13 protein-coding genes are annotated in these 15,637 nt (G+C 41.2%); 10 read left to right on the top strand and 3 right to left on the bottom strand.

Translation table 11 applies throughout. The features are described 5' to 3' along the window. Positions 1 to 87 precede the first annotated feature (87 nt). The 8 genes from GUU89_RS00575 to GUU89_RS00610 all read left to right on the top strand — a co-directional run bounded on the left by GUU89_RS00575 (position 88) and on the right by GUU89_RS00610 (position 9,549). Positions 88 to 1,950, top strand: a complete 1,863-nt coding sequence (locus tag GUU89_RS00575; RefSeq protein WP_162126122.1) for an ABC-F family ATP-binding cassette domain-containing protein — start codon at positions 88 to 90, stop codon at positions 1,948 to 1,950. Next, positions 1,950 to 2,726 (top strand): O-methyltransferase, encoded by a 777-nt coding sequence (locus GUU89_RS00580; RefSeq protein WP_162126123.1) that lies wholly within the window; start codon positions 1,950 to 1,952, stop codon positions 2,724 to 2,726. The genes GUU89_RS00575 and GUU89_RS00580 overlap by 1 nt, the downstream gene beginning before the upstream one ends. Before the next feature lie 69 nt (positions 2,727 to 2,795). Beyond that, on the top strand, positions 2,796 to 3,494 hold the full coding sequence (locus GUU89_RS00585) for an ABC transporter ATP-binding protein (RefSeq protein WP_162126124.1): 699 nt from the start codon (positions 2,796 to 2,798) through the stop codon (positions 3,492 to 3,494). A gap of 175 nt (positions 3,495 to 3,669) precedes the next feature. Beyond that, positions 3,670 to 4,239 (top strand): cob(I)yrinic acid a,c-diamide adenosyltransferase, encoded by a 570-nt coding sequence (locus GUU89_RS00590; RefSeq protein ID WP_162126125.1) that lies wholly within the window; start codon positions 3,670 to 3,672, stop codon positions 4,237 to 4,239. Positions 4,240 to 4,392: 153 nt separating this feature from the next. Then, the gene (locus tag GUU89_RS00595; RefSeq protein ID WP_002986941.1) at positions 4,393 to 4,614 is read left to right on the top strand and encodes a DUF2795 domain-containing protein; all 222 of its coding nucleotides are present in this window, start codon (positions 4,393 to 4,395) and stop codon (positions 4,612 to 4,614) included. 96 nt (positions 4,615 to 4,710) lie between these two features. Next, positions 4,711 to 8,055, top strand: coding sequence for a preprotein translocase subunit SecA (secA, locus tag GUU89_RS00600; RefSeq protein ID WP_162126126.1), 3,345 nt, complete (start codon positions 4,711 to 4,713; stop codon positions 8,053 to 8,055). A gap of 96 nt (positions 8,056 to 8,151) precedes the next feature. Next, positions 8,152 to 8,901, top strand: a complete 750-nt coding sequence (locus GUU89_RS00605; protein ID WP_162126127.1) for a hypothetical protein — start codon at positions 8,152 to 8,154, stop codon at positions 8,899 to 8,901. A gap of 60 nt (positions 8,902 to 8,961) precedes the next feature. Continuing rightward, positions 8,962 to 9,549 carry a hypothetical protein gene (locus tag GUU89_RS00610; RefSeq protein ID WP_162126128.1) on the top strand — a complete coding sequence of 196 codons (588 nt, stop codon included), beginning with the start codon at positions 8,962 to 8,964 and terminating at the stop codon, positions 9,547 to 9,549. Positions 9,550 to 9,738: 189 nt separating this feature from the next. On the opposite strand, the gene GUU89_RS00615 is transcribed toward GUU89_RS00610, so the two are convergent. From GUU89_RS00615 to GUU89_RS00625, 3 genes are all read right to left on the bottom strand, one after another. Then, positions 9,739 to 11,142, bottom strand: a complete 1,404-nt coding sequence (locus GUU89_RS00615; protein ID WP_162126129.1) for an FAD-binding oxidoreductase — start codon at positions 11,140 to 11,142, stop codon at positions 9,739 to 9,741. Positions 11,143 to 11,284: 142 nt separating this feature from the next. Next, positions 11,285 to 12,490, bottom strand: a complete 1,206-nt coding sequence (locus GUU89_RS00620) for an MFS transporter (RefSeq protein ID WP_162126130.1) — start codon at positions 12,488 to 12,490, stop codon at positions 11,285 to 11,287. After that, the gene (locus GUU89_RS00625; protein WP_162126131.1) at positions 12,491 to 13,402 is read right to left on the bottom strand and encodes an AEC family transporter; all 912 of its coding nucleotides are present in this window, start codon (positions 13,400 to 13,402) and stop codon (positions 12,491 to 12,493) included. It lies immediately after the preceding gene. Positions 13,403 to 13,545: 143 nt separating this feature from the next. Between GUU89_RS00625 and meaB the strand changes: the two genes are divergently transcribed. Together meaB and GUU89_RS00635 are read left to right on the top strand one after the other, a co-directional pair. Beyond that, positions 13,546 to 14,634: a methylmalonyl Co-A mutase-associated GTPase MeaB gene (meaB, locus tag GUU89_RS00630; protein ID WP_235921913.1), complete on the top strand. Its 1,089-nt coding sequence runs from the start codon at positions 13,546 to 13,548 to the stop codon at positions 14,632 to 14,634. A 189-nt stretch (positions 14,635 to 14,823) separates the two neighbouring features. Next, positions 14,824 to 15,207, top strand: coding sequence for an HU family DNA-binding protein (locus tag GUU89_RS00635; RefSeq protein ID WP_162126132.1), 384 nt, complete (start codon positions 14,824 to 14,826; stop codon positions 15,205 to 15,207). Positions 15,208 to 15,637 lie beyond the last annotated feature (430 nt).

Here is a 15,637-nt window from a genome sequence, read left to right on the forward strand (position 1 = left end):
TGCACCTTTAGATTGTTAGAAATTTGAGTTACTTTTGCCGAAAATGTTATAACTCATAACTTATAATTCGTAACTCATAACTCAAAAGTGAACTATCTTTCAGTAGAAAATATATCAAAATCGTTTGGCGAAAGAACCTTGTTTAAGGACATTTCATTCGGTATCAATAAAGACCAAAAAATTGCTTTCATTGCCAAAAACGGTTCGGGCAAAACCCAAATCATGCGCATGATTAATGGCGATGACGAACCCGATACCGGACAGATTATCATCAGAAAAGGAATTAAAATGGCGTTTCTTTCCCAAAACAATAATCTTCAGGACGAATTAACTATTGAGGAAAGTGTTTTTGCTTCGGACAATGAAATTTTGCATATCATTGAACGTTACGAAAAAGCTTTGGAAAATCCCGAAGATGAGGAAAAATACCAATTGGCTTTTGATGAAATGGACCGGCACAATGCCTGGGATTTTGAAACGCAGTTCAAACAGATTTTATCCAAACTGAAATTGGATGATTTAAAACTGAAAGTCAAATCGCTTTCGGGTGGGCAGAAAAAGCGTTTATCTTTGGCTATTATTTTGATTAATCGTCCGGATTTATTGATATTGGATGAGCCTACCAATCACCTCGATTTAGAGATGATTGAATGGTTGGAGAGCTATTTTGCCAAAGAAAACATCACCTTATTTATGGTTACGCATGACAGGTTCTTTTTGGAGCGTGTGTGTAATGAAATCATCGAGTTAGATAACGGAAAGCTATACAATTACAAAGGCAATTACTCCTATTATTTACAGAAAAAAGAAGAGCGTATTGCCATGGAAAACTCCACCATAGACAAAGCACAAAACTTATTTGTGAAAGAATTGGCTTGGATGCGTCGCCAACCTAAAGCGAGAACGACCAAATCGAAATCGCGTCAGGATGATTTTTACAAGATCAAAGAAGTAGCGGAAAGCCGAAGAAAAGAAAACGTGGTAGAGCTCGAAATCAATATGGAGCGCATGGGCAGTAAGATTATTGAGCTGCACAAATTATATAAAAAGTTCAAAGACAAAACCATACTCGACAACTTCAGTTATGATTTTCAACGCGGGGAACGCATTGGTATCATTGGTAAAAACGGAACCGGGAAATCGACTTTCCTAAACATACTTACCAAAACTATGGTACCCGATGCCGGGAAAGTGGTGATTGGCGACACTATAAAAGTGGGTTACTACACCCAAAGCGGCATCAATCCGAAACCTGGACAAAAAGTAATTGACATTATTAAAGAATACGGTGAATTCATTCCGCTAACAAAAGGCAAAATCATTTCGGCCTCGCAATTGCTGGAACGCTTTTTATTTGATGCCAAAAAGCAATACGACTTTGTGGAAAAACTAAGTGGTGGTGAGTTAAAGCGACTGTATTTATGTACCGTTTTAATTCAGAATCCCAACTTTTTAATCTTAGATGAGCCTACAAACGACTTGGATATTGTGACCTTAAATGTATTGGAAAGTTTCCTACTGGATTATCCGGGTTGTTTATTGGTGGTTTCGCACGACCGGTATTTTATGGATAAGATTGTAGACCACCTGTTTATTTTCAGAGGCGAAGGACAGATAGAAGATTTCCCCGGGAATTATTCAGACTTCAGAGCCTATGAAGATTCGGCGGAACCAAAAGGTTTATCAAATGTTTCGACCGAAAAAGTGAACTGGAAACAAAACAATCCAACTACTTCAGGCCTGAATTTTAACGAGCAAAAAGAGTTCAATAAAATCGAACGCGAAATCAAGGATTTGGAATACGAGAAAAAACAAATCGAAAACCAATTCGCGGAAGGAAAAGTGGCCGATGCCGACATCACAACCAAAGCCAACGAACTGCAAGCGATTATTACCAAGTTGGAAGAAAAAGAAGAACGCTGGTTTGAATTATCGTCAAAAATGGAGTAATGTTTCATATCGTAAAATCATATCTCAATTTCCTTTGGCACTCTAAAAACGAACATGGGGTACATTCCCCTTTTGTTTTTTCGTTAGTAACCAAATGTTTTTATGATAAGAAAGAGTATGCCGAATACGCGCTTTTAAAAAACTACCGAAACACTCTTTTACAAAACAAAAATACGATTGAAGTCACCGACTTCGGAGCAGGTTCACGCGTTTTCAAAAGCAACACCAGAGCCATCAATCAAATTGCCAAGAACGCCGGAATTTCAAAGAAAAGAGCCGAATTATTATTCCGTATCACGAATTATTTCAAGCCTGAGAATATTTTAGAAATCGGAACTTCTTTAGGATTGGCAACTTCAGCACTTTCATTGGGAAATCCGAAAGCTAAAATCATCACCCTTGAAGGTTGCCAAAACACATCCGCAATAGCTCAAAAACAATTTGAAAATTTGACCCTAAAGGCTGAATTTATTGTTGCTGAATTTTCAACTTACCTCAAACCTTTTGACTTTCGACTTTCGACTTTCGACTTAATTTACTTTGACGGCAACCATTCTAAACAAGCCACGTTAGACTATTTTGAATTATTACTACCAACCATTACCAACGAAACCGTCTGGATTTTTGACGACATACATTGGTCAAAAGACATGGAAGAAGCTTGGAAAACCATAAAGAATCATCCGAAAGTAACAGTAACAATTGATACGTTTCAATGGGGATTGGTATTCTTCAGAAAAGAACAACCGAAAGAGCATTTTGTGATAAGAATATAATATAGTGTAACAAATCCTCACTACAGATTACTTATATTTACCATTCACAATTCACAACTCACAATTCCAATGGCAAACCCATTAATCAAAATAAGCAACCTGAAACGTGATTTCCAACTAGGGAGCGAAACCATCTACGTTTTAAAAGGCATCGATTTAGAAATCAATAAAGGCGAATATGTAGCACTGATGGGACCGTCAGGTTCAGGAAAATCTACCTTGATGAACCTTTTAGGCTGTTTGGACACACCCACTTCGGGAAGCTATATTTTGAACGGAAAAGACGTCAGCCAAATGCACGACGACGACTTAGCCGAAATCCGAAACAAAGAAATCGGATTCGTCTTCCAAACCTTCAATCTTTTGCCAAGAACCACAGCTTTAGACAACGTAGCTTTGCCCATGATTTACGCTGGTTACGCTAAAAACGAAAGAAACGAACGTGCCACCGAAGTACTGACTCAAGTAAATTTAGCCGACCGTATGGACCACCAGCCCAACCAACTTTCAGGAGGACAACGCCAACGTGTAGCCATTGCCAGAGCCTTGGTCAACAAACCTTCCATCATCCTGGCTGATGAACCCACCGGAAACCTCGACAGTAAAACTTCGGTCGAAATCATGAACCTGTTCAACGACATTCACAAAAACGGCAACACGGTAATTTTGGTAACCCACGAAGAAGACATCGCCAAATACGCCCACCGCATCATCCGTTTGCGCGACGGGTTGATTGAAAGTGACAGCCCCAATCCGGAACATCTTTAAAATAAGAAGCGAAAGGCTCGGGCTTTATCAGTAATCCTTTTTCCTGCTGTCCGTTCTACAAGGTGCCACTCCCATCAGGGCTAATTGGTAATCCATTTGTATTTTTGTTACCTTTGGAATCAAATATATCGAATTATGAATTCCTAATTCCTAATTCCTAATTCCTAATTCAACCATGAAAGTCTATACCAAAACCGGCGACACCGGTACCACCGCACTCTTTGGCGGCACCCGTGTCCCAAAACACCATATTCGCATCGAAAGCTACGGCACCGTTGACGAACTCAATTCCCATATCGGTTTAATCCGAGACCAAGACATCAATGTTTTGTACAAAAACGTTTTGATTGAGGTTCAAGACCGCTTATTCACCGTGGGCGCCATCCTAGCCACACCACCCGAAAAGGAAATACTAAAAAATGGCCAACCCCGTTTAAACATCAACCGCATTTCCGAAGAAGATATCGTTTTTCTAGAAAACGAAATCGACCTCATGGAAACCGCTTTACCTCCCATGACAAACTTTGTCTTGCCGGGCGGTCATACTACCGTGTCATATTGTCACATTGCCCGCTGTGTCTGCCGTAGAGCCGAGCGTTTAGCGGTACATTTACACGAAATAGAACCCACCGACGAACAAGTTATTAAGTACCTGAACCGACTTTCTGACTACCTTTTTGTCTTGGCACGGAAGTTGTCCCTTGACCTGCACGCGGAAGAAGTAAAATGGATTCCGAGAAAGTAATCAGTAGCCTTATTTAGTATACAATTGTTGTAAACTAAAACAGTGGCTGGTCACTGAAAAAGCACGTTCTTAAACTTACTTAAAAATAAATCAAAAAAAACTTGACTTTTTCAGTATTAAATTTATTTTTGCATAAACTAAAATCGACAGAAGATGTATTGGACATTAGAATTAGCATCCTATTTAAGTGATGCCCCTTGGCCAGCTACCAAAGACGAACTTATCGACTATGCTATACGAACAGGAGCTCCACTTGAAGTAGTGGAAAATTTACAATCGATAGAAGACGAAGGCGAAATTTACGAGTCAATGGAAGAGATTTGGCCGGATTATCCAACTGACGAGGACTACCTTTGGAACGAGGATGAATATTAAAAAAATAAACGAACACAACAGAAAAAAGTCCATTTCGGGCTTTTTTTTTGTTTAAATTTGCACACCTTTTAGAACATAAAAAAATACAAACCCATTATGAGTTTCATTAATAGCATTATCAAAGCTTTTGTAGGCGACAAATCGCAAAAAGATGTCAAAGCTACACAACCTTATATCACCAAAATAAAAGCTTTAGAGCCTGTATTAGCGACCCTTTCTCACGACGAGTTGCGTGCGAAGACGGCGGAATTCAAAGAAAAAATCAAACAAGCCCGCGCTAAACAAGACGCTGAAATAAATGCCAAAAAAGCTGAAGCCGAAAACACCGCCGATATCGACCAACGTGAAGATATCTACAACGCCATTGACGCTTTAGAAAAAGAAGCTTACGAAATTTCAGAAAAGGTTTTATTGGAAATTCTTCCGGAAGCTTTTGCTGTAGTTAAGGAAACGGCCCGTCGTTTCAAAGAAAACACGTCTATTACGGTTTCGGCTACACCAAAAGACCGAGAGCTTTCGGCCACGAAAACCTACATCACCCTAGATGGTGACCAAGCCCATTGGGCCAACTCCTGGAATGCGGCCGGTAAAGAAATTACCTGGGACATGATTCACTACGACGTACAGTTGATTGGTGGTATCGTATTACACGAAGGTAAAATTGCCGAGATGCAAACCGGAGAAGGTAAAACATTGGTAGCTACGCTTCCGCTTTACTTAAACGCTTTGACCGGAAACGGTGTTCACTTGGTAACCGTGAATGACTACTTAGCGAAACGTGACAGTACTTGGAAAGCACCTTTATTTGAGTTCCACGGAATAACTGTTGACTGTATTGACAACCACTCGCCAAACTCTGACGCTCGTAGAAAAGCTTACGAAGCCGACATCACTTACGGAACGAATAACGAATTCGGTTTTGATTACCTGCGTGATAACATGGCCCATTCGCCGGAAGATTTGGTACAAAGAAAACACAATTACGCGATTGTCGATGAGGTGGATTCGGTGTTAATTGATGATGCTCGTACGCCTTTGATTATCTCCGGTCCGGTGCCTGATGGTGACCGCCACGAGTTCAACGAATTGAAACCGAAAATTGAAAACCTTTATAATTTACAACGTCAATTGGCTAACGGATTCTTAACCGAAGCCAAACGTTTGTTCAAAGAAGGCAATAACAAAGAAGCTGGTTTCCAATTATTGAGAGCCTACAGAGCCTTACCTAAAAACAAAGCGCTTATCAAATTCTTAAGTGAAGAAGGCGTAAAACAACTATTGCAAAAGACCGAAAACGAATACATGGCCGACAACAACCGCAAAATGCCGGAAGTAGACGAAGCCCTTTACTTTGTAATCGAGGAGAAAAATAACCAAGTGGAGTTGTCTGATAGCGGAATCAAATTCCTTTCGCAAGATACTGATGAAACTTTCTTTGTATTACCGGACATCGGAACGGAGATTGCCAACATCGAAAAACAAAACTTAGAAAAAGACAAAGAAGCCGAAGCCAAAGAACGATTATTCCAAGACTTCGGAATCAAATCAGAACGAATTCATACGCTTACCCAGCTGTTGAAAGCTTACACCTTGTTTGAAAAAGACGTAGAATACGTTATCATGGACAACAAGATTCTGATTGTAGACGAACAAACCGGTCGTATTATGGACGGTCGTCGTTATTCTGATGGTTTGCACCAGGCGATTGAAGCCAAAGAGCAAGTAACCATTGAAGCCGCTACGCAAACATTTGCTACCATTACATTACAGAACTATTTCCGTATGTACAGCAAATTGGCCGGTATGACCGGAACTGCCGTTACCGAAGCCGGTGAGCTTTGGGAAATCTACAAATTAGATGTAGTTGAAATCCCTACCAACAAAGGCATCTCTCGTCATGACAAAGAAGATTTGATTTACCGCTCGGTACGTGAGAAATTTAATGCGGTGATTGAAGATGTAACGCAATTATCCGCCTCAGGAAGACCGGTACTTATCGGAACAACATCGGTAGAGATTTCAGAATTGTTAAGCCGAATGCTGAAAATTCGCGGGGTAGCTCACAATGTATTGAATGCCAAAATGCACAAAAAAGAAGCCGATATCGTTGCCGAAGCCGGAAAACCGGGGGTAGTAACTATCGCAACCAATATGGCCGGTCGTGGAACCGACATCAAATTAACACCGGAAGTTAAAGCCGCCGGAGGTTTAGCCATCATCGGTACAGAACGTCACGATTCGCGTCGTGTAGACCGCCAGTTGCGTGGTCGTGCCGGTCGTCAGGGAGATCCGGGAAGTTCCCAGTTCTATGTGTCTTTGGAAGATAACCTGATGCGTTTATTCGGTTCTGAAAGAGTAGCCAAAATCATGGACCGTATGGGCTTGAAAGAAGGCGAAGTAATTCAGCACTCTATGATGACCAAGTCGATTGAGCGCGCTCAGAAAAAAGTAGAAGAGAACAACTTTGGTACCCGTAAACGTTTGTTAGAATACGATGACGTTATGAATGCCCAAAGAGAAGTAGTTTACAAACGCCGTCGTCATGCGTTGCACGGAGAACGTTTGAAACTGGATATTGCCAATATGATGTATGACACTTGCGAATTAATCGTAGGCGAAAACAAAGCGAAAAATGATTTCAAAAACTTTGAATTCGAATTGATTCGTTACTTCTCTATCACTTCTCCTATTGCCGCCGGTGACTTTGAGAAATTATCCGAAATGGAAATTACGGGTAGAATATACAAAGCAGCCTTGGCTTATTATACCGAGAAAACTGAAAGAAGTGCCCGCGAAGCCTTCCCTATCATAGCCGATGTATACCAAAAAGAAGGCAACAAATTTGAACGCATCATCGTGCCGTTTTCGGATGGTATCAAAACCTTGAATGTGGTAACCGATTTGAAAAAAGCATTCGATAGTAACGGTGCTCAATTGGTCGCCGACTTTGAAAAAAACATCACCTTGGCCATAGTGGATGAAGCTTGGAAAAAGCACTTACGCAAAATGGATGAATTGAAACAATCGGTACAGTTGGCGGTACACGAACAAAAAGACCCGTTACTTATCTATAAATTAGAAGCATTCAAATTGTTCCGCAACATGTTGGACGGCGTGAATAAAGAAGTAATCTCGTTCTTGTTCAAAGGCGACTTACCGCAACAAAACCAAAACATACAGGAAGCACGACAAGTACGTGAAAAACAAAATTACACCGAAAGTAAAGACGAAATCCAAAGCAGTGAAAGTGCGAATCGTGAAGCAGGACAAACGCAACAACGACCACAAGTAACTGAAACCATCGTTCGCGATCAACCTAAAATCAACCGTAATGATAACGTGACCATTAAACACGTAATGAGCGGCAAAACCGAAACCATGAAATACAAAAAAGCGGAAGGTATGATGGCCTCGGGTGAGTGGGTTATCGTTCACGACTAAGTTTCCAAAATAAAAAAAGTAATCCCCGATAATATCTATTGTCGGGGATTTTTTATATCTTGTCTTTAGCTAATAATCACAAATGCTAAAAAAGTTATGAAAAACCGGATTCCTTTTCTCTTGTTGCTCCTCCCTATTTTAATGGTAGCTCAGCCCAAACACACTAAAGAATTCAGCATTGGTCTAAATTCAGTTGAGCCTTTTTATCCTGCCTACGGTAGTTTATTGCTATCCAACGATGGGAGCAGTATACTTGGAACCAATAACAACAACAGTTTTAGTTTTGGAGTTCTGGGAAAATATTTTATAGCTGAAAACTCAGCACTGCGTTTAAAGATAAGCCTCACCCTCAAGGATATTAATAATAGGCAAAATGTAGGAGATGCAACTTCGCCCGGCCATGGTTATATAAACATCAGAAACAAACAACAATACCTGAAATTTTCTCCGGGTTACCAATGGGGAATTGTTTCTAAAAGAATTTCATTTTTTGGTGGTTTAGAACTTCCCATCACTACCATCAGCGAATTTGAATACACTGACAAAACCTATATTGTTACCAACAGTGAAGCAACCGATCAAAGAACCCGAATCACACAACCCGGCGGATTCGCTATAGGACTGGGCTTCTTTCTGGGATCGAATTTTTATATCAGCAAACATATCGGAGTTGGGTTCGAAATAAATTCGGCTTTCCAACATTCCAATGTGGGAGGTGGAGTTTCTTCAGTAACGGTCAATTACACCAATGGAGATACAATCATTTCGGAAACGGAGGGACTCAAAACCAAAGAAACTAAGTTTACCAACCTACAGGGCAGTTTAAATGTTATTTTTAAAATATAATAAGGTACAAGGATTTATAACACCTAAATAACGCTGTGTAATACAATGGCAAATCGTAGTATGAAAACAAAACTCTTCACTTTATTGTTGCTCGTGGTAGTCAGCAACAGCTTTTCGCAAACTGCCTTACAGTTGTTATCGGCAACCAAAAAATTCTATACCGCCAATTATGAAATGGATTTTGAAACCATCACTGCACTTTCGTATCCCAAAATGGTAGAAACCATTGGTAAAGAAGTGCTGCAGGAGCAACTCGACAAGTCCTACCAAAATGATGAGTACCGCTTGCGTTACCAATTGGAGAGCATGCCTTTCATCACTCGTAAAATACAAAAAATAGGAAACCAATCCTTTTGTGTGGTTAGCTGCCGTAACCCGGTGCGGTATTTTTATGAAACTAAACTATCCGCCGAAGAAGCCGCTGCCAAAATACCGATCTTACAGGAAATCAATCACACCAAAGACGTGACTTTTGAACCTAAAAGAAACAGTTTTAATGTAAAACGAAGCACCACCTATCTGGCTGTTTTTGATGAAACCACCAACGGCAACTGGGCGTTTTTCAACTTAGATGATGACCATCAAAAAGCGGCATTCAAGACTTTATTTGACGAAAAGACCCAAACGGTATTGGGATTAGGCAAATAGTTTTTACCTTTACTTAACTCAAGAAAAAATCAACCAAAATCAAGATACCATGGCCAAAGGAAAAGATGTACAAAAAGCCGTAAAAAAAGAACCGCTCAAAACGGCTAAAGAAAAAAAAGAGGAAAAGCGACAAAAAAAGCAAAACCCGAAAAGAGATTAAAAAAGTCCCGAGCAATCGGGACTTTTCTTTTATAATTCATCCGGAAATATCTTCCCGGGATTTAAAACATTGTTGGGGTCAAATACTCGCTTGATGCTTTCCATCAGTTCTAAATGCGTACGCGAAAACGCTATATCCATAAAGTTTTTTTGCACATACCCTATGCCGTGTTCGCCTGATAATGTTCCTTTGAGCGAAACGGTTAACTCGAAAATTTCTCTGATACCTAAGGGCACTTGTTTCTTCCAATTGTCATCGGTCATCTCGCCTTTAATGATGTTCACATGCAAATTCCCATCGCCGGCATGGCCGTAGCAAACCGATTTGAAGCCGTATTTAGCACCAATTCGTTTGATGCCGCTCAGCAATTCGGGCAACATATAGCGGGGCACCACAGTATCTTCTTCTTTGTAAACTGAATTCGATTTGACCGCCTCGGCCACAGAGCGTCTCATTTTCCATAAGGCGTTCTTTTGGTCTTCGGTATCGGCAAATAACACTTCATCTATTTCAAACTGCTCTACCACCGACAATATCTTCTCGGCTTCCTGCATCAAAATATCGGGGTAATTGCCATCTACTTCAATCAGCAAGTGCGCCTGATGCTCGGGTTTGATGGTTACGCTGATGCCTTCTACAAATCGAAGCGTCCAATCGATGGCGTCGCGCTCCATAAATTCTAAAGCACTCGGCGTAATTCCGGCACGGAAAATGGCTGACACGGCTTCACAAGCTTCATTGGCTTTGTAAAACGGTACCAACATTAATACGTTATGATTGTTCTTGGGCAACAACTTTAATACGGCTTTGGTAATCACACCCAAAGTACCTTCGCTGCCTACCATTAATTGGGTCAAATTGTATCCTGTAGAGTTTTTCAAGGTGTTGGCTCCCGTCCAAATGATTTCACCGTTAGGCAATACCACTTCTAAATTGAGGACATAATCTTTAGTCACGCCATATTTTAAAGCTCTGGCTCCTCCGGCGTTTTCGGCTATATTGCCTCCTATCCAACAACTGCCCATACTGCTTGGGTCGACCGGGTAAAACAAGCCTTTTTCGGCTACGGCTTCGCGCAAGACTTGATTGATAACTGCCGGTTCTACAGTAACTTGGAGGTTCTGTTCGTCAATTTCAAGTATTTTATTCAACCGTTCTGTTGACAGTCCGATACCCTCATAAATGCTTAACGCCCCGCCGCTCAAACCGGTTCGGGCTCCTATGGGTGTGGTAGGAATTTTATAGTCGTTGGCTACTTTTAGTATGGCGGCAATTTCCTGCGGGTTGGCAGGTTTTACCACAACGCTGGGCGGAAAAACATAATCTTCGGTTTCGTCGTGACCGTAGTGGTTACGAGTAGCCATATCAGTAAAAATGAAAGCTTCGCCTACTATGGCGGTAAGTTTTTGAATTATTTCGGGATTGAGTGACATTTCTAATATATTGAGAAGTAAATGTAAGGATAACAAAAGGAAAAGACAAATCCTTTTTAGCCCCGATTGCAATGGAAATCCTCGAAGAGATTGTAATGGAAAGCGGGAATAGGGACTCCAAAAAAGCCCAAACCCTTCGCTCCTATCGCTTCTTCAAATTAGGCAAAAAATAACAGATTATCCCAATCAACGGCAGGTAAGAACACACGTGATACACGTATTGTATTGAAGTAAAATCGGCTAACTTACCCAGCAAGGCCGAGCCTAATGCGCCCATCCCAAAGGCAAAACCATAGAAAAGTCCGGACACCATACCCAGTTTTCGAGGCAGTAATTCTTGGGCATACACCAATATAGCCGGGAAAGCCGAGGAAATAATCATACCGATGATAATCATTAAGACATCGGTCCAGAATAAATTGACATAAGGCAATAAAAGGGCAAATGGTGCCGCTCCGAAAACAGACAACCAGATTACATATTTTCTTCCGATTTTATCGCCCAGCGGGCCGCCCATTATGGTACCGGCAGCATAAGCTATAAGGTAAATGAACATGTGGAATTGCGCCTGTTTGATAGTCAGGTGGAATTTATCAATGACATAGAACGTGTAGTAAGTGGATAAGCTGGCTGAGTAGAAAAACTTAGAAAAGATTACAATCAGCAGTATGGCTATGGCCCATTTTACTTTGCTTTTGGTTAAGCGTTGGAAATCGGCAAAGACTACTTTTTTCTGTTGGCGGTGGATTAAATGGTCGCGGTACCAATAGGCAATTTTCGTGATGATGGCAATGGCTATACCCGCTGCTAAAACAAACCAAAGCAGGTGTTTTTGGCTGTAGGGCACTACGATTAGGGCGACTAGTAAAGGGCCAAGTGCGGTACCGAAATTACCTCCTACCTGAAAGATAGACTGTGCTAAGCCGCGTCTTCCGCCGGAGGCCATGTTGGAGATTCGGGCCGATTCGGGGTGAAATATAGATGAACCGGTTCCGATGAGCATAACCGAAAGCAAGATCCAGTAAAAGTTATTGGCAAAAGCAATCGAAACCACTCCCGCCATAGAGAACAGCATGCCGTAAATTTGTGAAAACGGTTTGGGATACTTATCCGTATAGTAGCCTACAAAAGGCTGGAATAGCGAAGCGGTCAGTTGAAACGCAAACGTAATCAAACCGATTTGAGAGAAGGACAAGTTGTAGTTCTGCTTCAAAATAGGATATACCGAAGGAATCACTGCCTGAATTAAATCGTTCAGCAAATGCGCAAAGCTGATGGAAAACAGTATAGAGTAGACTGTTTTTTGGGCTAAATCCTTTTTTGACGTTGCGTTTACAATTGAGTCCATTTAAAAAGTGTTTAAAATGAAATACCAAAAAGCCAGTGAGATAAACGACAGCGGGATACCGATACCTACCATCATACTGCTCAACTTGGGTTTCAAGCCATAATTAGAAGCCAATATCGCTCCGGTAATCATAGGCGCCATAGCCGATTCCATGATGGAAACGTCAACCGCTAAGCCTTTTCCGCCCAAAATGATTTTATACAACACCAAGAAAACAGCCGGTGTGATGAACAGTTTGAACAACAATCCCAAGCGAAGGAATTTCCAGTGCTGGCTGCGTTTGTCAATCTTGAGCTGTAAGCCTACCGCTACCAGGGCCACCGGCGTTACTGTAGCACCCAATTTTTGGAAAACGGTTTGAAAGTGGTCGTTAAAATCTACTTTCATCACGTTCATGATACAAGCAACAACAAAGGCTATAAACGGGGGGAACAGCAATATTTTTTTGATGATTTCGTTGCGGCTGGGCTCGCCTTTGGCAAAGATACCCGCAGTGATAATACCCAATGTGGCCATTACGACAAACGAACCGGGCTGATCCACTATGATGGCGGTCTTCAATCCTTCTTCGCCATAAAGGGCCTGTATGATAGGAAAACCAACAAAAGAAGTATTCCCCAAACCAGCCGTGATGACTAAACAGCCTATCAATCGGTTGGGCCAGCCTAATCGTTTTCCGAGGGTATAGAAAAAAGCAAACGACAGCATAAAGCCAATCCACGCAATGCCCAAAGGAAACAACAAATCAGTAGAAATGGAAACCTTAGGAATATAGAACAAGGCCAAAGCCGGCAGCGCTATATAAATAACAAATTGGTTAAGGGCTAAGTGTCCGTTTTTGGGGAAGGCGGTTATGCGTTGCATGCCCAAACCCATAAGTAAGCAAAGAAAAACTAGTAGAATGTTATCCATTCGAAAGGGTAAAATTATTGTGCAAAGGAACGGCAAAAAAAGCAAACAGACTAAAATCAAACGTGAAAGGTTTCTTAAAAAATGCTTAGTTTCGTTTTTTGGGACAAGCATTATTTTACTAAATTTACCCAAACGATTTTCCTTTGAACGACAAGGCTAACAAAAAAAGTGCTTTACACGAAAAAGACGGCATTCCGCCACCGGAGGTCTTCAGTCAGTCGGCTATGGCCAACATTGTCCGTAAGCGGCAAGTACAACCTTCGGCACCGGAGCTGATTGCCGGTATTTTGGCCCAAGACAAAGTAGCCTTGAGTCGAGCCATTACCTTGGTGGAAAGTACCAACAACAGCCATTTATCCAAAGCCAATGAAATCATTTCGGGTTGTTTGCCTCATGCCAACCAATCGGTCAGAATAGGCATTACCGGCGTTCCCGGGGTGGGAAAAAGTACGTTTATAGAAGCGTTTGGCAGCTACTTAACCGCTATGGGTAAAAAAGTAGCGGTCTTGGCGGTTGACCCTAGCAGTACGATTTCGCACGGGAGCATTTTGGGCGATAAGACCCGTATGGAAGAGCTGGTTAAAGATGACAATGCTTATATCCGTCCGAGTGCTTCGGGAGAAACCCTGGGCGGGGTGGCTCGAAAGACCCGTGAAACCATTATCCTTTGTGAAGCCGCAGGTTTTGACACCATCATCATTGAAACGGTAGGCGTCGGACAAAGCGAAACGGCGGTGCACAGCATGGTCGATTTCTTTTTGTTACTAAAAATATCGGGAGCCGGCGATGAACTGCAGGGCATCAAACGCGGTATTATGGAAATGGCAGATGCTATTGTCATCAACAAAGCCGATGGGGATAATGTGGCTAAAGCCAAATTGGCTAAAACCGAATTCAACAGGGCTTTGCACTTGTTTCCGGCTAAAAGTTCGGGGTGGACCCCAACAGTTTCTACTTGTAGTGCTTTTGAAAAAACCGGTATTGATGCTGTTTGGGAAACCATTACCGCTTATCTAACTTTAGTCAAAAGCAACCACTATTTCGAAAACAAGCGTCAGGAACAAAGTTTGTACTGGATGCTGGAAACCATCAACGAACAGTTGAAACAAAACTTTTACCAACACCCTGATATTGCTGAACTACTGGCTACCAGCCAACAAGAAGTACTTCAAAACAAAATCTCTCCTTTTGCCGCGGCACAGAATTTGCTGACACATTACTTTAAAAAGTAAAAGTGAGTTGCGTAGTCCTTATTACTTTTTCTGAAGTTCCTTAGTAGTTTTTAGAATGTTGCTGAACACTTTGTCAAAAGATGTACATGTTTCTACCCAAAGATGTACATGTTTTAGTCAAATGATGTACATCTTTTAGTGTAGTAGTCAGCAGCAAAGTAAAACAGTAACCTTATAAATTCAAAAAGTATGGCTGTTACGTTTAAAATGATTCCCAAAAAGAACATGCAGGTTAGCCCACCCGAGGTTAAATACTACCCTTGTGCGGTGAGTCAGGGCAGAGTAGATTTAGACACCTTATCCCAAATAGTGGCTTCGCGCTCTACGGTAAGTGAGGCCGATTGTTATGGTGTGATTGTAGGATTGACTAGGGCAATAGGAGAATCGCTCCTGAATGGTCATATCGTAGATATTGATTTTTTGGGTTCGTTTGCGCTGACTTTGCAAGGCACTGCTGCCGACAGTGAAGCCGATTTAGGCAAGGCTAACATCAAAAAAACTAAAGTGATTTTCAGTCCGTCTAAGGGATTGAAATCAAGATTAAAAGAAATTAGCTTTAAGCGACTGCGGTAACAAAAAAAATCCCGAACCACTTAATGACTCGGGATTCTAAATCTAACTAACTTATTCTATTATTATATTACTGGAATTCTATTGGACAAAAGGGGGATTATTTGTTTGATTACTAAAAAATTGTTGTCCTAAAAGTCGGTGGCAAACGCGTCCGACTTTAGGGAACAACTCAAATAAACCACAATATTTATTTAACTTTACGTCGATGGATAAATCGTTAAAATTTAGGTTTCCTAACGCTTCTTCTATGCCTTAATCTTAACTACTAACAAATTTCAAATAATTGCCCCTAGCAATTGATGGGCAAAAAACTATATTTACGCTGTTGGATAAACCAAAAAAAAATACCGTTGTTTAACGGGTACAAAAATGAGGTTCCGGCGGTATTTATTTAATTACTGTTCGAGTTACTTTGTAGAATACAGGAATT

The organism is Flavobacterium phycosphaerae (assembly GCF_010119235.1).
GTDB classification, from domain to species: Bacteria; Bacteroidota; Bacteroidia; order Flavobacteriales; family Flavobacteriaceae; genus Flavobacterium; species Flavobacterium phycosphaerae.